We start from the raw sequence: 21,657 nt of genomic DNA, 5'->3' as shown, positions 1-21,657 counted from the left end.
GAAGAACGGGGTTGGCCGTGATCAGGGTTTTGATTGCCTGTCTGTTGGCAGCGACAGTTGCGGGCTGTGCCGGGTCTCAGCGTCCGCAGGCGGACTTGGCTGAAATTTCGGCGCGGTCCTATCGCGATCCGGGACCGTCGACCCTGACCCTGTATACGATGATCAGCACCCGGACGGGTTCGGGTGCTCATACCTCGCTGATGATCAATGGCAGCGAGAGGGTGATCTTTGACCCCGCTGGATCTTTTCGGGCGGATGTGGTTCCGATCAAGGACGACGTTTTATATGGCATAACGCCGAACGTGGAACGCGCCTATCGCAGCAGCCACGCGCGCGAAACGCATTATGCACGCATCCAAACCGTCGAAGTGACCCCCCGGCAGGCCGAGATTGCCTTGCAGATCGCCAAGCAGTCGGGGCCGGTTGCAGGTGCGTTCTGCGCCAATTCGACCGCCCAGTTGTTGCAGCAGGTGCCGGGGTTCGAGCAGATCGAAACCACTTTCTACCCTGTCAATCTGTCGGACCAGTTTGCCCAGCTACCGGGTGTTCAAACGGCCGAGTACCGGGAAAATGACGATGCCGATCTGCAAACCGGTCTCGCCTTCAACAATGCGCAATTGAACCAGTTGGAAGCTGACTCAGCCCAATAGGTAGAGCAGCCCGTAAAGCGTTGCGGCCCCGCTGAAGATGGCTGCGATCACGTTTTTGGTAAACAACCCAGTCGCCAAGGCCACGGCCGCCGCCGCCATGCGCGGCGCATCGGGTTGACCGCCTGTCGCCGTAGGCCAGACAACCAGCGGTGCGATCAGCGCAGGAATGATTGCCACGGCCGTATAGCGCAGATGGCGCAGCAACCACGGTGGCATCGGGCGATCTCCGACCAGACCGATAAAGACAAAGCGCAGGGCATAGCTGCCGATGGCCAGCCCGATGATGATGGTCCAGATCGTGACCGGATCAGGCTGAGTCATTCGGCGGCCTTTCTGCGCTCGGCCATCAATTCGGCCTGTGCGCCTGCGATCATGCCCGCGCACCCGGCGATCAGCAGGCCCAGATTGAACGGAATCGCCACCGTCAGCAGGGACACCACGATTGCCACGAGTGCTGCCACCACATGGGGCAGGGTGCGCATCATCGGGCCGATCATCGCCAGAAACGTGATCGGCAGGGCAAAATCCAGCGCCCAGCTTTCCGGAATGCGCGTCCCCAGAACCGCGCCAAGATAGGTCGCCAGTATCCAAAGAGGCGTGATCGGCGTGACCGAACCGACGAAATAGGCCATCCGTTGGGGGACGGTCATGTTCGGCTCTTTCTCGAACTGAACGATCGAACAGGCATAGGATTGGTCGACAGTCAGATAGGCCGCGCAAGCGCGTTGCCACATCGGGGCCGAGCCCAGAAACGGAGTCAGTGAGGCTGAGTACATCGCCATGCGCAGGTTTACCGCCAGGGCGGATACCAGAATGATCGCAGTGGGCGTCTGATCCTGCAGCAGTTGCAGGGCGGCGAACTGGGCGGCTCCGGCAAAAACGGTAGAGGTGAACGCCATCGTCTGGACGATGTTCAAGCCTGCTTCGGTCGCAAACACGCCAAACAATGTGCCGAACGGGATCGCCACAAAGATAAACGGGGTCCCGTCCCGAAACCCTTTCCAGAAGTATGACTTGGATGTGGTGTCTGCCATGGCTAAATCCTATGGTGTTGATCGCAGCAGTAGCTGTCTTGGGAAAGGGTTGCAATTGGCCACGGAACAGAACCTGTCAGACTATATCATCGCCCCCGACCCCAGGGCGGCCCGCCTGACCCGTGCGGTTGAAGGCGTGGATCAGAATGGCGAGGCCAGCCAGATTTCAGTGGTTGAAGAACGCCCACTGACGATTTTCCTGAATTCGCAGGAGATCGTGACCGCGATGACCATTGGCGATTACCCCGAATATCTGGCGCTGGGTTTTCTGCGCAATCAGGGCATGCTGCTGTCCGATGACCAGATTACCCGCGTCGAATACGATGACGATCTGGAAACCGTCGTCGTCCGCACGGCGCGCGAGACGTCTTATGAGGACAAACTCAAGAAAAAGACCCGAACCAGTGGCTGCGCCGTTGGAACCGTTTTTGGGGATATGATGGAGGGTCTCGAAGACGTGCGCTTGCCGCAGGTCACCGTGCGCACGTCGTGGCTTTATGATCTGGCCGCCAAGATCAACCGCACGCCTTCGCTCTATCTTGAGGCGGGCGCGATCCACGGTACGGTGTTGTGCCGGGAAAACCGTCCGCTGGTCTATATGGAGGACGTCGGTCGGCATAACGCAGTCGACAAGATCGCAGGTTGGATGTTGTCCGAAGGTGAAACGGCAGAGGACAAGATCCTGTACACCACCGGCCGTTTGACCTCGGAAATGGTGATCAAGACGGCGATGATGGGTATCCCTGTTCTGGCGTCGCGCTCGGGCTTCACCGCGTGGGGCGTTGAGATCGCGCGCGAGGTTGGGTTGACTCTGATCGGCCGGATGCGCGGGCAAAGGTTTGTGTGTCTGGCGGGTGAAGATCGTTTGCTCCGCGATATTGATCCATCGACCGTGGCCGTTGAGGACAAGAAACATCGCAGGAAAAGCGCCAATGGCTGAGGTCATGCGAAAACCGTTGGGCGTGATCCTCGCAGGAGGTCTGGCGACCCGCATGGGTGGCGGCGACAAGGGGCTGCTGCAGATCGGCGGGCAAAGCCTGATGGCGCATGTGATAGACCGGCTCGCCCCACAGGTGGACGGTTTGGCGCTGAACGCAAATGGCGATCCCGCCCGGTTCCGCGATTTTGATCTGCCGATCATTCCCGACTCGATCGAGGGCTTTGCCGGACCGTTGGCAGGCGTACTTGCCGGGTTGGATTGGGCGGCGGAACAGGATGCAGACTGCATCGTAACCGCGGCGGCTGACACGCCGTTCTTCCCTCGTGATCTGGTGGCGCGGCTGACACAAGCGGCGCAGGGGCAGGTCAATCCGTTAGTCCTCGCCACGACGCCACGGGCCGGGAATGAGACGTTGAAATCGGGCGGTGGAAAGCAGATCAACCGGCATCCAACCTTTGGGCTCTGGCCCGTGGCGCTGCGGGACGATCTGCGCGACGCTTTGAACAATGGGCTGCGCAAAGTCGTCCTGTGGACGGATCAGCACGGGGGGCGCGAGGCGCTGTTCCCTGTTGACCCGTTTGACCCTTTCTTCAACGTCAACACACCTGACGATCTGGCGCGCGCCCAACGACTGCTGGAGCAAGCATGAAAGTATACGGTGTCACCGGCTGGAAGAACGCTGGCAAAACCGGGCTGATGGAGCGTCTGGTGGCTGAGATCACCAAGCGGGGCTATTCGGTTTCCACCCTCAAACACGCGCATCACGGGGTTGATGTGGACCAGAAGGGCACGGATAGCTACCGGCATCGCGAAGCTGGGGCCAGCGAGGTCTTGCTTGCGTCCGGGCAGCGCGTCGCCATCATGCAGGAGCTGCGCGGTGCGCCGGAACCTTCGCTGCAAAGCCTTTTGGAACGCTTGCGCCCGGTCGATCTGATCCTGATCGAAGGTTTCAAGCGCGAAGCCCATCCCAAGATCGAGGCTTTCCGGGCCGAGGCGGGTACCCCTCTGATCGCGGAGGAAAACGAAACGATCCGGGCGGTGGCCAGTGATACCCCGCTGGAACTCAGCATCCCTGTCCTTGATCTGAACGACACGGCCGCGATTGCGGACTTTGTATTGCAGGAGGTCGGTTTATGACCAAGCCGAACATAGCGCCGCCACCTTTGCGCAACGATTGTTTTGCTTTGCCTGCCGGGGTGAACTGGACACCCGTGGATGATGCACTGGCCTTGTTGCGCGACAGGCTTTCGGTGGTGACTGCGCCAGAGACGGTGCCGCTGTCAGAAGCTGCCAACCGAATTCTGGCGGACGATATTTGTGCGCGACGCTCTAACCCGCCTCAGGCGAATTCTGCCGTGGATGGGTACGGTTTTGCCGGACCAGCCCAGGATGGGTCTCAAGTCATGTCATTGCAGGATGGACGAGCGGCGGCGGGTTCTTTGTTCAGCGGGCATGTGCTGCCCGGCCATGCCCTGCGGGTTCTGACAGGAGCGGCCCTGCCCGATGGCATGGACACGGTTGTTCTGGAAGAAGATGTTACCGTCAAGGACGGCCACGTGGCGTTTCATGGCCCGCTCAAACGTGGCGCGAATGCCCGCAAAGCCGGGGAAGACGTGGCCGAGGGCGATACGGTGCTGCGTAGGGGAAGACGGTTGACCCCTGCCGACATCGCATTGCTATCCGCAACGGGTGTGGCGGAAGTTCCTGTTCGCTCGATGCTGAGTGTTGCGGTGCTTTCAACCGGGGATGAGTTGGTCGAACCAGGAGAGGCCGCTCGGGCGGGTCAGATATTTGACGCCAATCGCCCCATGCTGCTGTCGTTGATGGATCGGATGGGATTCAGGTCCGTCGATATGGGCAGGGTGGCCGATGACCGTGAGGCGTTGCGCGACCGGTTGGATCGGGCTGCTGGTCAGGCTGACGTGATCCTTACAAGCGGTGGCGCATCAGCCGGGGATGAAGATCACGTTTCGGCGCTGATCCGGCAGGCTGGTGCGATGCAGGAATGGCGGATTGCGTTGAAACCCGGACGACCGCTGGCGCTGGGGATGTGGAAGGAAACACCAGTATTCGGCCTTCCGGGGAATCCTGTGGCCGCTTTGGTCTGCGCGCTGATCTTTGCGCGTCCTGCGCTTGGCCTGCTGGCAGGAGAGGGCTGGTCGGAACCGCAGGGCTTTGACGTGCCCGCCGCGTTCGAGAAACGCAAGAAACCGGGGCGGCGTGAATATTTGCGCGCCCGCATCCGTGATGGAAAGGCCGAAGTATTCGCCTCGGAAGGGTCAGGTCGGATCAGTGGCCTGAGTTGGGCCGAGGGGCTGGTCGAGATTGAGGACGGCGCGAGTCACATTCAGCCGGGCGATCCTGTCCGGTTCCTTCCTTACGGCAGTTTCGGGCTTTAGTCGAAGGTCCCGGCCACACGCCCCAAAAGCATGAAGGCGCGCGCGGTGCGGGTGTCGCCAAGGGCTGTCAGTTCGGCGTCGCTTGCCTCGGGTTCAAATTCGACAAGCATGTGGTCAAATCGGCGCAGAAAGTGATGCGCGGCGTCCCGAAAGATAGGATCTTGCTTCATTCGACCTGCGGTCAGTGCAAGGGACGACCGGTCGCGAACTCCCCCCAAGGCCGCAACAGAACGGCCGCGTGCACCCTGCGAAAACTGCCGCCATATTTCGGGCCGCGCCATGTCAGGACGCAGGTCATCCATATAGATCCCCTCTTGGCTCAGCAGGGTGAGAACGTCCTGCGATGCCTGAACCAACTGCGCGGCCTTCCGGTCTTTCAGGGCCAGGCGCAAGGCGTCGAATCCTTCGGTGTCTTCCTGCGTTTCGGGAAAGTTCAGGGCGCGAATAAACACGCTGGTGCTGAGACGCGGCGCAATGTCTTCTGCTTGGGTTCCAAGTTCCAAAGAAGTCTGATCACCCGCTGCGCTTTGAGCGACACTCCGAAACGGTTCGCTGCGATGGGTGGAAAAGGTCGCCAGCGCACTTTCGGTCTTTTTCGCCGCCTGTGCGATTTCGTCGAGTTTTTTTGTGACAGTGGGCTCATATGCGCTGGTGCCGCGCTGCTGTTGAACAACATATGCCTGCCGGATCGCGTCGATCGCCGTTTGCAAGCGCGCGCTTTCCTCACGCATGATCCGGGCGGCACGCATGGACGTCGCCGCGACCCAGATCATCGCAACGGGCATGAAAACGGCAAGCAAAGTGACGACGAATCCGCCCCCTTCCACCTTGCCGGGCAGTACAAGGAATACGACCGACACGATCAGCCAGATCACGCTGAGAACAATCGCGACGATCTCGATCTCGGTCACCGACGGCTTGGTCGGCGTGTCATAGATGCCTAGAGAGGTCGGCCGCTCGGTCTCCTGCTCTGGCGTGGGCTCGGACATGGTTAACGCTCCGGTCAGGCGTACTCGATACTCAGAATTTCGTAGGAGCGCACTCCGCCCGGGGTGCGGACCTCGACACTATCGCCCTCGTCCTTGCCAATCAGGGCGCGGGCAATGGGGGATTTAATGTTCAGCAAACCGTTTTCGATGTTCGCTTCGTACTCGCCCACGATCTGCCAGGTCTTTTCTTCGTCGGTGTCTTCGTCGACCAAAGTGACCTTGGCACCGAATTTGACCGTACCGGACAGTTTGGCCGGGTCGATCACGTCCGCAAGAGACAAGATGCCTTCCAGTTCTTTGATGCGGCCTTCGATAAAGCCCTGCTTTTCACGGGCGGAATGATACTCGGCGTTTTCCTTCAGGTCGCCCAGTTCCCGGGCCGAGGCGATGGCCTCGATGATCGCGGGGCGCTCGACGGATTTTAGGTTTTTAAGTTCCGCCTCGAGCGCGGCATTGCCCGAAGGCGTCATTGGAATTTTTTCCATATTCTTGTCGTCCACGCATAAAATTGCTTCGCCCCGCCGCATGAGACAAGCGTCGGGGCGAATTGATGGGTCGTCAAATACCTGACCCAAATGGCGTGGGAAATGCAAGGGGGCTAAATCGCAAGACGTGCGGAATACGGCCTAGTCATAGCTGATGACTTCAAATTCGATGCCATTTTCATCGTCAAAGTAGAATCTTTTTCCGGGTTCGTAGTCTGCATGCGATTTTGGCGTGAACCCGGCACCTTTCACTTTGGCTTCTGTCGCGTCGATGTCTTCGACCAGCACGCCGACATGGTTCAACGCGCCTATGATGTGATGGCCGGTTTCATCCGCCGATTTCGGGTCGCTGGGCGCGTACAGCGCCAGATAGGTATGCGTGCTGCCGACATGAACCGTGTAGCCGCCCGCGATGGCCGGGCCTTCCCAACGGGTTTTCCAGCCAAAGACCTCGTGCATCCATTTGGCCGAAGCCTGCGGGTCGCGGACCGTGAAGTTTGTGTGTTCAAGCGTCGCCATCATGGGGTCTCCTTTTCATTTTGAGGCTTGTCCCGACTCACGATAATTTCTAAACTTAACTTTAGGTCAAGGTATTTATGAGGATGAAATGGCGATTTCCGAAGGGCTGGCTATTGGCGCTTTGGCCAAGCGCACAGGGTTGGCGGTTTCGGCAATCCGGTACTACGAGGCGCAAGGGCTGATTGCCCCGTGGCGGAACGCAGGCGGACAAAGGCGGTATCAGCGGGCTGATATCCGGCGTTTGAGCTTTGTCATGATCGCACAACAGTTCGGCCTGACGCTGCCTGAGATTCGTGATGTATTGTCCGGTCTGCCCGGCAACCGAACTCCAACCCCCAAGGATTGGCAGAAGATCAGCGTTGATCTGCGGTCTCATCTGGATCAGCGAATCGAGACTTTAACGCGATTGCGCGACAATCTGGACGGCTGCATCGGTTGCGGCTGCCTGAGCCTGCCGAAATGCGCTCTGTACAACCCAGACGATCGCGCCAAGTCCTATGGTAGCGGTCCCAGGTACCTGATGGGCGACGCTCGTGAGGAATAACTGCCGCATTGCAGCAATGTTACGCCGTGTTTTGATTGACCAAGGTCTTTGTGACCATGTAATCACCCGTGAAACAAAATTGCGCAGACCACGCAGTGAAAGCGCCAATTCGGAAAGTTAGCTAAGGAGCCCGCGATGGCCGAGATTGAACGCGAAGCGATGGAATACGATGTGGTGATCGTGGGTGCAGGTCCTGCGGGCCTGTCGGCGGCCATTCGTCTGAAACAGCTGGATGCGGACCTGAATGTTGTGGTTCTGGAAAAGGGCTCGGAAGTGGGCGCACACATCCTGTCGGGTGCGGTTCTGGACCCGTGTGGTCTGGATGCGCTGATCCCTGACTGGAAAGAAAAGGGCGCGCCTCTGAATACGCCGGTCGAAGAAGACAACTTCTATATGCTGGGCGAGGCGGGACAGATCCGCATCCCCAACTGGCCGATGCCGCCGCTGATGAACAACCACGGTAATTACATCGTCTCGATGGGTAATGTCTGCCGCTGGATGGCTGAACAGGCCGAAGAACTGGGCGTGGAAATCTTCCCCGGCATGGCCTGTTCTGAGCTGGTTTATGGCGAGAATGGTGAAGTCAAAGGCGTGGTTGCCGGTGTCTTTGGTCTGGAGGCCGACGGCTCTTACGGACCCAACACCGAGCCGGGGATGGAGCTTCACGGTAAATACGTCTTCCTGTCGGAAGGTGTGCGCGGTTCGCTGTCCAAGGAAGTGATCGCCAAATACGACCTGCAAGCCGGGAAAGAGCCGCAGAAATACGGCGTCGGCATGAAAGAGATTTGGGAGATCGACCCGGCCAAGCACAAGGAAGGCTCGGTCACGCACACGATGGGTTGGCCTCTGGGTAGCAACGCAGGTGGCGGATCGTTCATCTATCACCTTGAAAACAATCAGGTCTATGTCGGTTTCGTGGTTCACCTGAACTACAAGAACCCGCACCTGTATCCCTACATGGAATTCCAGCGCTTTAAGCATCACCCGATGGTGGCCGAGCTGCTGAAAGGCGGCAAGCGCGTGGCCTATGGCGCCCGTGCGATCACCGAGGGCGGCTATCAGTCGATGCCGAAACTGGTTGCGCCGGGTGTGGCGTTGCTGGGTTGTTCGGCGGGTATGGTCAACGTGCCGCGCATCAAGGGCAACCACAACGCGATGTTGTCGGGCAAAGCCGCAGCCGAGGCCGCGTTTGACGCGATCAAAGCCGACCGTGCGGGCGATGAGCTGACCGCATACGAGGCCGACGTGCGCGATGGGGCCATCGGCAGCGACCTGAAGAAGGTGCGCAACGTTAAACCGATGTGGTCGAAATGGGGCCTGACGGCGTCTCTTGCCTTTGGTGGTCTGGACATGTGGACCAACACGCTGGGCTTCTCGCTGTTCGGAACTCTGGGTCACGGCAAGAATGACGCTGAAGCGACAGAAGAGGCCAGCAAGCACGCGCCCATCGATTATCCCAAGCCCGATGGCGTGCTGTCGTTTGACCGCTTGACCAACGTCTCGTTTGCGATGACCAACCACGAGGAAAGTCAGCCTTGCCATCTGCGGCTGTCCGACCCTTCGATCCCGGTCAATGTCAACATGCCCAAGTTCGACGAACCCGCGCAGCGCTACTGCCCAGCAGGGGTTTACGAAATGGTCGAGGATGAGAACGGACCGCGATTCGTCATCAACTTCCAGAACTGTGTTCACTGCAAGACCTGCGATATCAAGGATCCCAGCCAGAACATCACCTGGACCACGCCGCAGGGCGGCGACGGACCGAACTATCCCAACATGTAAGCGAAAACACGGGCACTGGCAGGGTCGTGAAGGCTCTGCCATTGCCTCTTACCGGCCAAAGTCCTAGCTTGTTAGGCAGTCAACAATAGCAAGGCAGGATTTTGGTGGCTTCCCTCCTCCGTCGCGCAGCGCTGGTTGCGCTGCTTTCTTCGTCAGTCACGTTTCCGGCTTTTTCGGATACGGGGTCCGGTTCGTATCTTGCCGGGCGTCAGGCGATTTTCCAGAACGATTACACCGCAGCCGAGCGTTACTATGCGCAGGCGCTGCGCGCTGACCCTGAAAATCACAGGCTGCTGGAGAGTGTCGTTGTCGCCAGACTCTCGCTGGGTGATATCAGGCGCGCGCTACCCGTGGCGCGCACGATCGAGGACATGGGCCTGCCAAGTCAGGCGGCCCGGATGGTGATCGCTTCAAACCTAGTCGCGGATGGCAAGCTGGACGAATTGCTTGCGCTTGACCCCGAGACAGAGGGCGTCGGACCGCTGGTGGATGGTTTGATGCTTGGATGGGCTCATATCGGCCAAGGCTCGATGACCAAGGCCATGGAGCAATTCGATCAGGTCACTGCGCAGGAAGGGCTGCGGGAATTTGCGCTGTATCACAAGGCGCTTGCTTTGGCGTCGGTTGGTGACTTTGAAGGGGCCGAGGCTATTTTCGCCGCCGATGGCGGGGTAGTTGCCCAATTTTCACGCCGCGCGGCGCTGGCACGGGTCGAGGTTCTGTCGCAACTCGACCGCAATCAGGAGGCGCTGGCGTTTTTGAACGATGTATTTGCCGCTGGCAGTGATCCGTCTATCGAAAGCTATGAGGCGCGTCTGACCGCAGGGGATACCCTGCCATTTACCCACGTTCGGTCCGCTCAGGATGGCATGGCCGAAGTGTTCTTTTCCGTCGGTGCCGCGCTTAGCACCGAGGCGGCCCAGAATTACGTTCTGCTCTACGCTCAGATCGCGACGTTCCTACGGCCCGATCATGTTGACGCAATCTTGCTGAGCGCCGAGTTGCTGGATGAGCTGGAACAATACGATCTGGCCGTTGAGGCGTATCGTAAAGTACCGGCTGACAGCAGTGATTATCACGCGGCCGAACTTGGCCGCGCCGAAGTTCTGGGGCGGGCTGGAAAAACCGATGCGGCCGCCGAAGTCTTGCAGACTCTTGCCGCGCAAAGCCCGAACCTGCCCAGCGTACACGTCGCTTTGGCCGATCTTCAGCGAAGGCAGGAGGACTATGCCTCTGCGGTGAAAACATATGATCGGGCGATCGAGCTGATTGAAGAAGGAGTGGGCGGAAACTGGTTTCTCTACTACGCCCGCGGCATCTCGCACGAGCGGCTCAAGAACTGGGATCAGGCCGAGGCCGATTTCCGCCGCGCGCTGGAACTGAACCCGGACCAGCCGCAGGTTTTGAACTATTTGGGGTATTCTCTGGTCGAGCGGCGCGAAAAGCTGGATGAGGCACTAGAGATGATCGAACGCGCTGTCGCTACGCGCCCTGACAGTGGCTACATCGTGGATAGCCTTGGGTGGGTTCTATTCCGTCTGGGCCGCTATGACGAAGCGGTTGAGCATATGGAGCGCGCGGTTGAGTTGATGCCAGTGGATCCCGTGGTGAACGATCATCTGGGGGATGTTTATTGGGCTGTCGGGCGCGCGCGCGAGGCCGAGTTCCAGTGGAAACGCGCCCTGTCTTTCATCGACCCCGATGACACGGATGGCGAAGCCGACCCGGACCGGATCAGACGCAAGATTGAGATCGGGCTGGATGCTGTTCTGGCCGAGGAAGGGGCTGACCCTTTGAAGGTCGCAAATGAAGGCTGAGGGTTTCGCGCCCGCCAAGATCAACCTGACCCTGCATGTGACCGGCCGACGAGCCGACGGGTATCACCTGTTGGATTCACTGGTGGTCTTTGCGGATGTGGGTGACACGCTGCGCTTCACCCCGGGAGATCGCCTGTCGATTACAGTTACCGGTGAGCACGCGGCAGGGGTTCCAGCGGATGAACGTAATCTGGTCTGGAAGGCCGCCAAGGCCGCAGGTTGGGCAGGTCATATCGACTTGAACAAAGTGCTACCACACGGAGGCGGGATCGGTGGCGGATCGTCGGATGCAGCGGCCACTTTGCGCGTGGTTGCCGATCAGGGCGGCACCATTCCAGATGAGATCGCCCTGTCACTTGGCGCGGATATCCCCGTCTGTATGGCTGCGCGGGCCAGTCGAATGCGTGGTATTGGCGACGGGCTGACACCGGTTGTTCTGCCGCACTTGCCAGCCCTTCTGGTCAATCCGGGCGTCGAAGTGCCGACGGGTGCTGTATTCTCGGCGCTGGACAGCCGTGACAACGATCCCATGCCGGACGATATTCCGACGTTTACCGCTCCTGAGGACTGCGCCGCTTGGTTGCGGGATCAACGAAACGATCTTGAGCGTCCGACCAAGGGTCTTGCGCCCGACGTTGGCCGGGTGCTGGACGAACTTGCGGAAACCAAGGACGCTCTGCTTGTTCGGATGTCGGGGTCGGGATCGACGTGCTTTTCGCTTTACCCGAATATGAAGGCGGCCCATTTCGCGGCCTACGAAATTGGAGCAGCCCATCCCGACTGGTGGTGTCGCGCGGTTCAGCTTAATTGAGGCGAGACACCACGTAATCCGCCAGATCACGCAGCAACGTGCGAATTTCATGGTCGGGAAGGATGTCGAGTGACGCTTTGGCCTTGTTCGCCCATCCCAGCGCATCCGAGCGCGTGGCGTCCAGCGTGCCGTATTTGGCCATCAGACCCAGCGCGTGGCCCAGATCACCTTCTTCCTGACGACCACGACCAATCGTGCGCTCCCAGAATGCGTGTTCTTCCGGGGTTGCTTGCGCGACGGCCTTGATGACCGGCAGGGTCAGCTTGCGTTCGCGGAAATCGTCACCGACGTTCTTGCCTGTCGCAGCGCTGTCGCCCTGATAATCCAGCAGGTCATCCGCGATCTGAAAGGCAATACCCAGCGCGTCGCCGTAATCGTAAAGGGCTTGGACCTGCTCTTCGGTCGCTCCGGCGATGACGCCGCCCACTTCGGTCGCGGCCGAGAACAACGCCGCCGTCTTGCCCCGCACAACCTGCAGGTAGATCGCTTCGTTGGTGCCCAGATCGGTGGCTGCCGTCATTTGCAGGACTTCACCTTCGGCAATCGTCGCCGATGCGTTTGCAAGGATATCAAGCACGCGCAGCGAACCTGTCTCGACCATCAACTGGAAGCTGCGAGAGAACAGGTAATCGCCCACCAAAACGCTGGATTTGTTGTCCCACAAAAGGTTTGCCGTGGGGCGTCCGCGCCGCTGGCCGCTCTCGTCTACCACGTCATCGTGCAGCAAGGTGGCGGTATGGATGAATTCAACAGTTGCGGCCAGACGCACATGGTGGCTGCCCTGATAGCCAAACAGTTGCGCTGCGGCCAAGGTCAGCATCGGGCGCAAACGCTTGCCGCCCGCCTCGACCAGATGCGCCGTTACTTCCGGGATGCGCGGGGCGTGCTCGGACGCCATGCGGGTTCGGATCAGCTCATTCACTGCTTCCATTTCACCCGCGAGAATTTCCGCCAGCCGCTCATGCGGTTTTGAGACCGTGCCGATCGCCATCACACTCCTGATACAAGGCTCGACTTCTGCCGCACCTTGCCCTTACATCCATCCCCATGAAAGAACTTTTGCGCAGCACCGATCCAACGATCCTGGCATTTGCATCCGCCCTTCTTGAAGGCGAGGATATAGACTGCTTTCAGATGGACGTAAATATGAGCATCCTCGAAGGCGGCATAGGAATTTTCCCGCGCCGCCTGATGGTCCGGGCCGACGACCTGACCAGGGCCGAGCGCGTGATGCGTGACAACGATATTCCGCTGGGCCGATGACCCTGTTTGACGATGATGACCTGACCCTGAATGACTTTTTGGGTGGTCGTGTGCGCCTGTGGCAACCCCGCAGTGGCTATCGCGCCGGGGTAGATCCCATCCTGCTGGCCGCTTCTGTCCCGGCAAAACGGGGCCAAAGCGTGCTGGAGTTGGGCTGCGGGGCAGGGGCGGCGGTGCTGTCGCTGATGGCGCGCGTGCCGGGGCTGCAGGCCGTCGGGGTGGAGTTGCAAGTGCCATATGCTGACTTGGCACGCCGGAACGCTGCTGAAAACGCAGCGCGGTTGGAGGTCATTCAAGCGGACCTGACCGCATTGCCGCCGGACCTGAAGCAGCGTCAGTTTGATCACGTGATCGCCAATCCGCCCTATTACCGGGCCGGGGCGCATAGCCCGTCTATGGATCAGGGACGAAGCGTCGCACTGGGCGGGGATACGCCGCTGGACCACTGGTTTGACGCCGCAGCGAAACGTCTTGCCCCGAAGGGTTACCTGCACATGATCCAAAAGGCGGATCGGCTGCCGGATATGCTGATCGCCTGTTCCGGGCGGCTGGGGTCGATCGAAGTTGTGCCGCTGGCAGCCCGGTCCGGGCGCAAGGCCGAGCTGGTGATTCTGCGGGCCAGAAAAGGGGGCCGCGCAGCGTTTCAACTCCATCCGCCTTTGATTTTACACGCAGGTGAGCGCCACGAAAAAGACGGCGAAAGCTATACGCCGCACGTATCCGCGGTGCTGCGCGACGGGGCTGCGCTGGCCTGTTTCTCGGAGTGATAGGCATTAACCAGCCGAATTTGTCGGATTTATTACAGATTCTGTGCGTCTGCAGCGTGACAGGCTGGAAACGATGTGGTCAACTTCTTACGTAAACCTGAGACACCAACAAAGGAGTATCGCCATGAGCGTGAGCGCACATCTGACGGAACTGAAGAAAAAGCACGAAACTCTCGGTCTCGAAGTAGAACAAGCCCAACGCTCGCCAGGTATCGATGATCTCCATATCGCTCAACTCAAGAAACAGAAGCTGAAACTAAAAGAAGAGATCGAGCGCCTGTCCAGTTAACCGCTCATACTGGCGCGGGCCGCGATTGTCGCGCCACCCGTAATCAAAACGGCCGCGATCGCCAGACCCCACGAGGGGGCCGCGATCCCGGCCACAACCAAAACAAGCGTAGATAACAAGGGTGCCGCGTAGGACGCCGTGCCCAATATCTGGATGTCGCCTTGTTTGACCCCGATATCCCAGACGTAAAACGCCAGTCCCACTGGCCCAAGGCCCAAGGCCAGAACGGACGCCCAGCTTATTGGGGTGTCCGGCCACACGGTGTCTTCAACAGCTATGTGCAACGCAGCGGACGCGATGGCCGTGGCGACGCAGAACACGGCAACCGAACTTGTCGGAGTGTCGCCCAAGCGCCGGGACAGGACTGAGTAGCCGGACCATGTCAGCGCGCATAACAGGGCCAGGCCATATCCCGGCAGGTGATCCGATTGGAACCCGGCACTTCCGCCTCCGGCTATGAGCACAGCGGCCCCGGCGAACCCCAGACAAGCGCCGAACAGATGCCCCAGACGCAGGTTCTCACCGGGCAGCAGTCCGGAAAAGAGAACAATCAGCAAGGGCCACAGATAAGCGATCAAGCCAGCCTCGGCCGCCGGAGCCATGCGCAACGCCGAGAAATACAGCGCGTGGTAGCCAAACAGCCCGACCGTTCCGAACAGGTAGGTTGTCCAGCGCACCTTCCGAAGCTGCGCCAAGCCACCATTCGCCCAGGTCCAGATCAGCCCAAGCGTGCCGCCGATTGAAAAGCATATGGCGTTTAACAGCAGTGGCGGAGTGGGGGCGGATCCCACCGTGAACAAGGCCAGCAAAGACCATAGCAGGACCGCGATAAATCCGATCCCCGTTGCACGGGTTCTTGTCATGGTGTGGGGACCTCTTCCACCGGGATGATCTCGAATTCATCCGAGATATGCGCGGTTTTTTCAATCTCGTCCATGAACCAATCACGGAAGGCAGCGATCTGGGGGCGGTTCTCGGCACCCGGCAGACATAGAAACCGAAACCGCCCTCGCGTTTCGATGGCGGTTTTGAACGGCGCGACCAAGCGACCCTCGGTCAAGTCCTTGATGATCATCGCGCGGCGTCCAAGCGCAACGCCAACGCCCGCAACGGCCGCGTCGATCGCATGGTCTGCGTTCGAGAAATGCGCGCCATGGGTCGGCGCGAAATTCACACCGACGGCCCGAAACCATGCAGGCCAGTCGCTGGGCGGTTGAAGAAACGCAATCGAGTCGTCAAAGATCAGCGGCGCGTCCCTCAGGCTGTCGGGCGTTGAATATCGTTCGGCCAATTCAGGGGTCATGACCGGGGTCAGCCACTCTTTGCGCACGGGCAGGGAATACAACCCCTCGTCATCGCCATAACCAAACCGGATCGCCACATCTACATCGTCACGTTCCAGATCCATATTGCGCAGCGTGGCCGAGAACTTGAGGTCAATCTCGGGATGTGCCCGCGCGAATTCATAAAGGCGCGGAGCAAGCCATTTGGCGGTCAAAGCCGGTCCAGCGGTCACGGTCAGGCTGGTATCGTTTCCCTGTCGTCGGGCCGCCTGCCAAGCAGCCTGCAATGCAGCGAATCCTTCGGCCGCGCCGGGTGCCAGTGCACGGCCGGCCTCGGTCAGTTCGACGGCGCGGTTCAGGCGGCGAAACAGCGGACGGCCCAGATGTTCTTCAAGCGATTTGATCTGAAAGGACAGGGCCGCAGGGGTTACGTGCAGTTCTTCGGCGGCTTTCGCAAAGGACATGTGGCGCGCGGCGGCATCAAAGGCGCGCAATGCGGTCAGTGGGGGGAGGTAGTCGCTCATAGCATAAGAAATTCTTAACTGAAACCCACAGAAAGCTCGTTTGTCGTCAACATTGATAAGGCGCATATTGAGTGCAAGTCAAACAAAGCTGAACTGAAAGGGTGACTGCCATGATCGAGATGACGACAAACCCCGCAGCCGCCCGCGCCTTTCAGCGGGCCCATGCTGAACGCGGTAAGATGCTCAAGCAGGCTCTGAACTGGCTTTTTGGTTCCCGCTGAACGCAGCGCGCGCGTCCTTACGGGATAAAAGAAGGGCCGGTCTGAAAAGACCGGCCCGTTTTCGTTTTCTGTGTCCGGTTTAGACGAAAAACTGTCCACCGTTGGCCGAAATGGTCGAACCGTTGATGAATTGGGAATCGTCCGACGCCAGGAACGCAACGCAACGAGCGATTTCCTCGGGCTCACCCAGGCGACCAGCCGGGATTTGCGCAACGATGGAATCGCGCACTTTTTCAGGAACTGCCATGACCATCTCGGTCGCGATATAGCCCGGGCAGATCGCGTTTGCAGTGATGCCAGCGCGCGCGCCTTCCTGGGCGAGGGATTTCACGATGCCCAGATCGCCCGCTTTGGTCGCGGCATAGTTCACCTGTGCGAACTGGCCCTTCTGACCGTTGATCGAGCTGATGACGATCACGCGGCCGAACTTACGCTCACGCATGCCGGGCCAGACAGGGTGCACGGTGTTGAATACGCCGGTCAGGTTGGTGTCGATCACCTGATGCCACTGTTCCGGGGTCATCTTGTGGAACGGCGCGTCCTTGGTGATGCCCGCGTTGGCGACCACGATGTCGATCGGGCCGACCTCGGCCTCGACTTTTTCGATGCCCGCTTTGGACTCGTCATAGTCGGCAACGTTCCACTTGTACGTGGCGATGCCGGTTTCTTCGGTGAACTTTGCGGCGGCTTCATCATTGCCGGCATAGGTGGCCGCAACATTGTATCCTTCGGCCTTTAGCGCCTTGGAAATTGCTGCGCCGATGCCGCGCGAACCGCCGGTGACGAGTGCTGTACGTGCCATTTAGGACTCCTCCAATTCATATCGTCTTGGTAATGCTGTTACTTTGAGAGGTGATCTTGCGCAATATTGTTTCGTCATGAATTTCGAGATTCCGGGTGGCAATATCGTCGCATCTTCAGGGCGTGCCCCAGTGTAACAAAAAAGGGGCGCCCAGCGGACGCCCCTTTTTATGCCATTTTCAGGGCACTTAGTCGCGCTCCACGCAGAGGGCGACACCCATGCCGCCGCCGATGCACAAGGTCGCCAGACCTTTTTTCGCATCGCGGCGTTTCATTTCAAACAGAAGCGTGGTCAGAACCCGGCAGCCCGAGGCGCCGATCGGGTGGCCAATGGCAATGGCGCCACCGTTCACGTTCACGATCGAAGGATCCCAGCCCATGTCTTTGTTTACGGCGCAGGCTTGCGCGGCAAAGGCTTCGTTGGCTTCAACCAGATCCAGATCGCCGACCGACCAGCCCGCCTTTTCCAGCGCCTTGCGCGACGCGTAGATCGGGCCAACGCCCATGATCGAGGGGTCCAGACCCACTGTCGCGTAGGATGCGATCCTTGCAAGCGGCTCAATCCCGCGCTTTTCAGCGTTTTCAGCCGACATCAGCAGGGTGGCGGCCGCGCCGTCGTTCAAACCCGACGCGTTCGCTGCCGTGACCGAGCCGTCTTTGGTGAAGGCGGGGCGCAGCTTGGCCATGGCCTCCATGGTCGCGCCGTGGCGGATGTACTCGTCGCTGTCCATCACGATATCGCCCTTGCGGGTCTTGATGGTGAAGGGCGTGATCTCGTCGGCGAATTTGCCGGCCTTCTGCGCAGCTTCGGCCTTGTTCTGGCTGGCCACGGCGAATTCGTCCTGCGCATCGCGGCTGATCTGCCATTTCTCGGCCACGTTTTCGGCGGTCTGACCCATGTGGTAGCCGTTGAACGCATCCCACAGACCATCGCGGATCATGGTGTCGATATATTTCATATCGCCCATTTTGTGTCCTGCGCGCAGTGCGGCGGCATGCGGCGACAGCGTCATGTTTTCCTGACCGCCAGCGGCTACAATCTCGGCATCGCCCAACTGGATGTGCTGCGCACCCAGAGCAACCGCCCGAAGCCCCGAGCCACAGACCTGATTGATGCCCCAGGCCGCGCTTTCTTTTGGCAGGCCGGCGTTGATATGAGCTTGGCGCGCAGGGTTCTGGCCCTGAGCTGCAGTCAGAACCTGACCCATAATGGTCTCGGACACTTCGCCCTTCTCGATCCCGGCACGTTCCACGACAGACTCGAGAACTGTGGACCCCAGATCATGTGCGGGGGTGTTGGCGAACGATCCGCCAAAGCTGCCGACGCCTGTGCGTGCTGCGGATGCGATTACTACGTTGGTCATTTAGACAATCCTTTACCGTCAAGGTCCTGTGGGAAACGTGACGGCGCAAGTCACAGAGGTCGCCCTCTGACAGTCCCGAGCGCCTCATGATCCCCCGCTCCAACTGATCATGGCATAGCGCAATGCTGCAGTTGCAGCAACGGGCAGCTTGTCTCAGGGTGTGAACAGGCGATTTTTCCTCGGTCAACTGCCTGTTTTATCAAGTTTTCCAGATTTCCAAGGGGCTGAGACAGATGGTGCGCCGAACAAAAAACCCTGCAGGCAGTCAACGCCGCTTGCGACAAGGAATTCCGCGTCTTCCCGTGTTTCAACCGATTCGGCCGTCACCAGAATTTCAAACTCACGCGCGACGGCGATCAGGGCGCGGACAAGTGCTTGATTGTCGGGGTTGTCGCTGATTCCGCGTACAAACTGGCCGTCGATTTTTGCGGCGTCAAAAAGAAACTCGCGGAAGTGGCGAAAGCTGAAGTTGCTGGCACCAAAATCATCCAGCGCGAAGGCAACGCCACGAGGCTGCATGCGGTCCATGAAATCGACCACCAGTTCGGGCAGGGTCATTGCCGAGTCTTCCGAAATCTCAAGAATCAACCTTTCACCAATGCTGGGGTCTTTTTTGAGAAATCTCTCCATCACGCGGGACCATCGCGCATATCCGATCGAGCGTGCGGACATGTTCACCGACATTCGGATGCCGGAATTTCGGGCCAGTGTGCGCAAGCCCATTTCAAGCGCGATACAGTCCAGTTCGCGACCGATCGGGGTGTTTTCAAGCTGGGGCATGAACTCGCGCGCAGGAATCACGCGGCCTGTTTCGTCCAGAACCCGGATAAAACCTTCGTAGAACGCGACGCCATGAGGGGGATTGGCCTGCATAACCGGCTGAAACGCAAGCTTACATTGCTTGTGCTTCACGGCGTCGGATGCCATCTGAACGGTTGTCGCATCCCTGGCGGTAACGGCCGAGTTCAAGGGGTTTTCAGCCCCCTCAGGCAAATCTGCCAGTGTCCTGTCCTGCATGAGTTCAACGTTCCCTGCCCGTCATCGGTCAGGTTCGGATATCAAAGCAAACTCATGAATCTGCGGTTAACGGAGGGCATCAATACCTGGGGCAGCAAGATTAGCGTGCTGTTTCCCAGATGCGCCCCAGGGACGCTGCCGCGCCGATTAAAGCTCCGGCAAAGCCAAGAGCCATCATGGAAAACCCGAGAACGACAAGCGAGGACGCTGTTCCAGCCAGTGCAGTCAGCATCGCGACAACCAGACCCGCCAGACCCAGAACAGTGGATATGGTCAAAAATCGGGTCATGATCCGCCTCAGGTCGTTACGTTGCGCTTTCTGAGGATATGGACTGCGCAAGCCGGAATTCAAGAAAGTACCTAGGCAGATCCGGTGGGTTCAGGCACGTTTTGCTTGCGAATTAGGCTCATCGTCTCGGAAATGCTCGAATCCGGGCGTTCCGCGATCTTCGGGATGATGGGCAATATGCTTGGCCTTGATCTGTTCCGAGTTGTCGCGGCTTCCGTCATGGCTATAGCCCGGAGGCGCGAAGCAGTAGGCCAGTCGCTGGCGCAGCGTCAGGCCCGGCTGGGTTGCATCGCGCCAGATACCGACCCATTCGTGGAAAGCGACGCGCAGCGGGTTGAACGTGCCGATATTGTGAACCAGCCCGTAATCGACGCGGTCGTGTTCTTGTTCGGGTACGAAGGTTCCAAACAGCTTGTCCCAGACAATGAATGTGCCGGCATAGTTGCAGTCCAGATAGCGTGCATTGCGCCCGTGGTGCGCGCGATGGTGGCTGGGCGTGTTCATGACCGCTTCAAACCAGCGGGGCATCTTGTGGATGGCTTCGGTGTGAATCCAGAACTGGTACACAAGGTTCACACCGCCGCAGAACAGAACCATTGCGGGGTGGAATCCCAGTAGGATTAAGGGCGCGCGGACGACCATCATGAAGGTGAATGTATAGGTCCATGTCTGCCGAAGCGCGGTGGTCAGGTTGTAATGCTGGGAACTGTGGTGGTTCACATGGCTGGCCCAGACCCAGCGAATGCGATGGCCGAACCTGTGCACCCAGTAATAGCGAAAGTCATCCAGCACAAAGCAAAGGATGATCACGGGTATCGACGTGCCCAGATTCAAGGGCGTGATCTGCCATAGCCACATGAAGAATGTGTAGACAATAACTCCCAACAACAGATCGGAAGCGATATTCCCCGCGCCCATGATCAATGAGGTCACGGCATCGCGGGTCTCGTATCGCCCGCCTTTGCCTTTGATCGCGATCCACAGAAACTCGGCAAGGATTGCGGCGATAAAGACCGGGACGGCCCACTGCACGGCGTCCGGGAATGTCACTTGATCGGTCATGAGGGCTCCAACAGGTGCCGCCAGTGCTGGCGTTCAAAGTCATCTAGGCGGACGATTGCCTTGGGCGTGCCAAATTCGTGGAACCGGATCTCGAACCCGTCGGGGCGATCCAGCCAGTCGAAATCCAGCAGATGCCGGGCAACGGTATCCATACCGAACACCCAGACCAAGCCGTTCCCCGAGGGCGTGCGGATGAGCGCCGAACGTCCATCATGGGCAACAGTAACGTCAATGATATAGTCGTCTGGAGAATGCCGCAGCCATTCACGCCGCGCACCATCCTGCGTCAGCGCGCGCAAACGGGACCTGCCCGTCAAATGCAACATCGCGGTGATTCCGGTGATTCCTCCGATCACCAGAACCAAAAGAATTTCCAGCGGCACAGCCGTCCTCCCGTTGAGCAAAGTGCAGAGTGGCCGGGTGGCTGTCAAAGGTGGCGTAACGTCAGCTTGCTTCGAGCCGTTCCAGGATTTCGTGCTGAACCACCCGCTGGACAAACGGCACCAACCCTTCCGGGCCAGATGTCCTGTCCTTGAGGTGGATGCAGATGTCGGGCCTGCGCGCCGCGATGATGCCCACCAACTCTCCTCGGGTCTTGTCGTCCAGCCCTGCGCCAATGATTGCGCAGGCTATTCTTGGTTCGGTGTCCAATTGCCGCCGGACTTCATCGGTGTCGTGTGCGCCGAGCCATTGGATCGGCAGATGATCCAACTGTTGCGCCACATCACCGATGACATTTGGCAAACGACCAACTAACAGAACTACCGGTTTCATTGCCGTCTCCCTTCCTGAAGGTTGCAAAAGAAA

The 21,657-nt window shown here is 59.2% G+C and carries 27 protein-coding genes; 12 read left to right on the top strand and 15 right to left on the bottom strand.

Translation table 11 applies throughout. From position 1 onward, the window contains the following. The first annotated feature begins 17 nt into the window (after positions 1 to 17). Positions 18 to 650 (top strand): hypothetical protein, encoded by a 633-nt coding sequence (locus tag ACR0KS_RS09710; RefSeq protein WP_170563680.1) that lies wholly within the window; start codon positions 18 to 20, stop codon positions 648 to 650. Here ACR0KS_RS09710 and ACR0KS_RS09705 read toward each other — a convergent pair. Together ACR0KS_RS09705 and ACR0KS_RS09700 are read right to left on the bottom strand one after the other, a co-directional pair. After that, positions 639 to 971: an AzlD domain-containing protein gene (locus tag ACR0KS_RS09705; protein ID WP_170485139.1), complete on the bottom strand. Its 333-nt coding sequence runs from the start codon at positions 969 to 971 to the stop codon at positions 639 to 641. The two genes, ACR0KS_RS09710 and ACR0KS_RS09705, sit on opposite strands and share 12 nt — an antisense overlap. Beyond that, on the bottom strand, positions 968 to 1,684 hold the full coding sequence (locus ACR0KS_RS09700; protein ID WP_170563677.1) for an AzlC family ABC transporter permease: 717 nt from the start codon (positions 1,682 to 1,684) through the stop codon (positions 968 to 970). The genes ACR0KS_RS09705 and ACR0KS_RS09700 overlap by 4 nt, the downstream gene beginning before the upstream one ends. Here ACR0KS_RS09700 and ACR0KS_RS09695 point away from each other — a divergent pair. Genes ACR0KS_RS09695 through ACR0KS_RS09680 form a run of 4 tightly spaced genes read left to right on the top strand, consistent with a single transcriptional unit; the run spans position 1,683 to position 5,023 of the window. Next, positions 1,683 to 2,624, top strand: a complete 942-nt coding sequence (locus ACR0KS_RS09695; protein ID WP_480693186.1) for a formate dehydrogenase accessory sulfurtransferase FdhD — start codon at positions 1,683 to 1,685, stop codon at positions 2,622 to 2,624. The genes ACR0KS_RS09700 and ACR0KS_RS09695 overlap by 2 nt on opposite strands. A 4-nt stretch (positions 2,625 to 2,628) precedes the next feature. After that, entirely contained in the window at positions 2,629 to 3,273 is a 645-nt protein-coding gene (mobA, locus tag ACR0KS_RS09690) for a molybdenum cofactor guanylyltransferase MobA (RefSeq protein ID WP_170564756.1), read from the top strand. Continuing rightward, positions 3,270 to 3,761, top strand: coding sequence for a molybdopterin-guanine dinucleotide biosynthesis protein B (gene mobB / locus ACR0KS_RS09685; protein ID WP_170485135.1), 492 nt, complete (start codon positions 3,270 to 3,272; stop codon positions 3,759 to 3,761). The genes mobA and mobB overlap by 4 nt, the downstream gene beginning before the upstream one ends. Next, entirely contained in the window at positions 3,758 to 5,023 is a 1,266-nt protein-coding gene (locus ACR0KS_RS09680) for a molybdopterin-binding protein (RefSeq protein WP_170563674.1), read from the top strand. Before mobB ends, ACR0KS_RS09680 begins: the two co-directional genes overlap by 4 nt. On the opposite strand, the gene ACR0KS_RS09675 is transcribed toward ACR0KS_RS09680, so the two are convergent. From ACR0KS_RS09675 to ACR0KS_RS09665, 3 genes are all read right to left on the bottom strand, one after another. Further along, positions 5,020 to 6,012, bottom strand: coding sequence for a hypothetical protein (locus ACR0KS_RS09675; protein WP_170563671.1), 993 nt, complete (start codon positions 6,010 to 6,012; stop codon positions 5,020 to 5,022). The genes ACR0KS_RS09680 and ACR0KS_RS09675 overlap by 4 nt on opposite strands. Positions 6,013 to 6,026: 14 nt before the next feature. Further along, positions 6,027 to 6,497, bottom strand: coding sequence for a transcription elongation factor GreA (gene greA, locus ACR0KS_RS09670; RefSeq protein WP_170387425.1), 471 nt, complete (start codon positions 6,495 to 6,497; stop codon positions 6,027 to 6,029). A gap of 141 nt (positions 6,498 to 6,638) precedes the next feature. After that, the gene (locus tag ACR0KS_RS09665; protein WP_170563668.1) at positions 6,639 to 7,019 is read right to left on the bottom strand and encodes a VOC family protein; all 381 of its coding nucleotides are present in this window, start codon (positions 7,017 to 7,019) and stop codon (positions 6,639 to 6,641) included. Positions 7,020 to 7,104: 85 nt separating this feature from the next. Here ACR0KS_RS09665 and soxR point away from each other — a divergent pair, with 85 nt between their 5' ends. The 4 genes from soxR (at position 7,105) to ACR0KS_RS09645 (ending at position 11,970) form a co-directional block, all read left to right on the top strand. Next, positions 7,105 to 7,560 carry a redox-sensitive transcriptional activator SoxR gene (soxR, locus tag ACR0KS_RS09660; protein ID WP_170563664.1) on the top strand — a complete coding sequence of 152 codons (456 nt, stop codon included), beginning with the start codon at positions 7,105 to 7,107 and terminating at the stop codon, positions 7,558 to 7,560. 135 nt (positions 7,561 to 7,695) lie between these two features. Next, positions 7,696 to 9,342 carry an electron transfer flavoprotein-ubiquinone oxidoreductase gene (locus tag ACR0KS_RS09655; RefSeq protein WP_170563661.1) on the top strand — a complete coding sequence of 549 codons (1,647 nt, stop codon included), beginning with the start codon at positions 7,696 to 7,698 and terminating at the stop codon, positions 9,340 to 9,342. A 101-nt stretch (positions 9,343 to 9,443) separates the two neighbouring features. Then, complete coding sequence (locus ACR0KS_RS09650) at positions 9,444 to 11,159, top strand: tetratricopeptide repeat protein (RefSeq protein WP_480693185.1); 1,716 nt, start codon at positions 9,444 to 9,446, stop codon at positions 11,157 to 11,159. Continuing rightward, positions 11,149 to 11,970 (top strand): 4-(cytidine 5'-diphospho)-2-C-methyl-D-erythritol kinase, encoded by an 822-nt coding sequence (locus ACR0KS_RS09645; protein ID WP_170803186.1) that lies wholly within the window; start codon positions 11,149 to 11,151, stop codon positions 11,968 to 11,970. Before ACR0KS_RS09650 ends, ACR0KS_RS09645 begins: the two co-directional genes overlap by 11 nt. Here ACR0KS_RS09645 and ACR0KS_RS09640 read toward each other — a convergent pair. Next, positions 11,963 to 12,961 (bottom strand): polyprenyl synthetase family protein, encoded by a 999-nt coding sequence (locus tag ACR0KS_RS09640; protein WP_170563652.1) that lies wholly within the window; start codon positions 12,959 to 12,961, stop codon positions 11,963 to 11,965. The two genes, ACR0KS_RS09645 and ACR0KS_RS09640, sit on opposite strands and share 8 nt — an antisense overlap. A gap of 56 nt (positions 12,962 to 13,017) precedes the next feature. On the opposite strand from ACR0KS_RS09640, the gene ACR0KS_RS09635 reads away from it, so the two are divergent. From ACR0KS_RS09635 to ACR0KS_RS09625, 3 genes are all read left to right on the top strand, one after another. After that, positions 13,018 to 13,233, top strand: coding sequence for a putative signal transducing protein (locus ACR0KS_RS09635; RefSeq protein WP_170387439.1), 216 nt, complete (start codon positions 13,018 to 13,020; stop codon positions 13,231 to 13,233). Continuing rightward, the gene (locus tag ACR0KS_RS09630; protein ID WP_170563650.1) at positions 13,230 to 14,000 is read left to right on the top strand and encodes a methyltransferase; all 771 of its coding nucleotides are present in this window, start codon (positions 13,230 to 13,232) and stop codon (positions 13,998 to 14,000) included. Before ACR0KS_RS09635 ends, ACR0KS_RS09630 begins: the two co-directional genes overlap by 4 nt. Before the next feature lie 124 nt (positions 14,001 to 14,124). Continuing rightward, positions 14,125 to 14,289: a YdcH family protein gene (locus ACR0KS_RS09625; RefSeq protein WP_170563647.1), complete on the top strand. Its 165-nt coding sequence runs from the start codon at positions 14,125 to 14,127 to the stop codon at positions 14,287 to 14,289. Here the strand turns inward: ACR0KS_RS09625 and yddG are convergent. The 9 genes from yddG to ACR0KS_RS09580 form a co-directional block, all read right to left on the bottom strand. After that, a complete protein-coding gene (gene yddG, locus ACR0KS_RS09620) occupies positions 14,286 to 15,152 on the bottom strand; it encodes an aromatic amino acid exporter YddG (protein ID WP_170563645.1) in 867 nt (288 codons plus the stop codon). The two genes, ACR0KS_RS09625 and yddG, sit on opposite strands and share 4 nt — an antisense overlap. Further along, positions 15,149 to 16,096 carry a transcriptional regulator GcvA gene (locus ACR0KS_RS09615; protein WP_170563642.1) on the bottom strand — a complete coding sequence of 316 codons (948 nt, stop codon included), beginning with the start codon at positions 16,094 to 16,096 and terminating at the stop codon, positions 15,149 to 15,151. Before ACR0KS_RS09615 ends, yddG begins: the two co-directional genes overlap by 4 nt. A gap of 300 nt (positions 16,097 to 16,396) precedes the next feature. After that, a complete protein-coding gene (gene phbB / locus ACR0KS_RS09610) occupies positions 16,397 to 17,119 on the bottom strand; it encodes an acetoacetyl-CoA reductase (protein WP_170387449.1) in 723 nt (240 codons plus the stop codon). Positions 17,120 to 17,306: 187 nt separating this feature from the next. Further along, the gene (locus tag ACR0KS_RS09605) at positions 17,307 to 18,482 is read right to left on the bottom strand and encodes an acetyl-CoA C-acetyltransferase (RefSeq protein ID WP_170563639.1); all 1,176 of its coding nucleotides are present in this window, start codon (positions 18,480 to 18,482) and stop codon (positions 17,307 to 17,309) included. 183 nt (positions 18,483 to 18,665) lie between these two features. Further along, positions 18,666 to 19,499, bottom strand: a complete 834-nt coding sequence (locus ACR0KS_RS09600) for an EAL domain-containing protein (RefSeq protein ID WP_170563636.1) — start codon at positions 19,497 to 19,499, stop codon at positions 18,666 to 18,668. Positions 19,500 to 19,599: 100 nt separating this feature from the next. Then, positions 19,600 to 19,788 carry a hypothetical protein gene (locus tag ACR0KS_RS09595; RefSeq protein WP_170563633.1) on the bottom strand — a complete coding sequence of 63 codons (189 nt, stop codon included), beginning with the start codon at positions 19,786 to 19,788 and terminating at the stop codon, positions 19,600 to 19,602. A 90-nt stretch (positions 19,789 to 19,878) separates the two neighbouring features. Beyond that, positions 19,879 to 20,850, bottom strand: a complete 972-nt coding sequence (locus ACR0KS_RS09590; protein WP_170415045.1) for a sterol desaturase family protein — start codon at positions 20,848 to 20,850, stop codon at positions 19,879 to 19,881. Beyond that, complete coding sequence (locus ACR0KS_RS09585; RefSeq protein WP_170387459.1) at positions 20,847 to 21,233, bottom strand: hypothetical protein; 387 nt, start codon at positions 21,231 to 21,233, stop codon at positions 20,847 to 20,849. Before ACR0KS_RS09585 ends, ACR0KS_RS09590 begins: the two co-directional genes overlap by 4 nt. Positions 21,234 to 21,294: 61 nt before the next feature. Further along, complete coding sequence (locus tag ACR0KS_RS09580; RefSeq protein WP_170563631.1) at positions 21,295 to 21,624, bottom strand: hypothetical protein; 330 nt, start codon at positions 21,622 to 21,624, stop codon at positions 21,295 to 21,297. Between the last annotated feature and the right edge of the window lie 33 nt (positions 21,625 to 21,657).

Source organism: Ruegeria sp. BC7, assembly GCF_056539165.1.
This window is presented reverse-complemented; position numbering and strand designations above follow the sequence as displayed.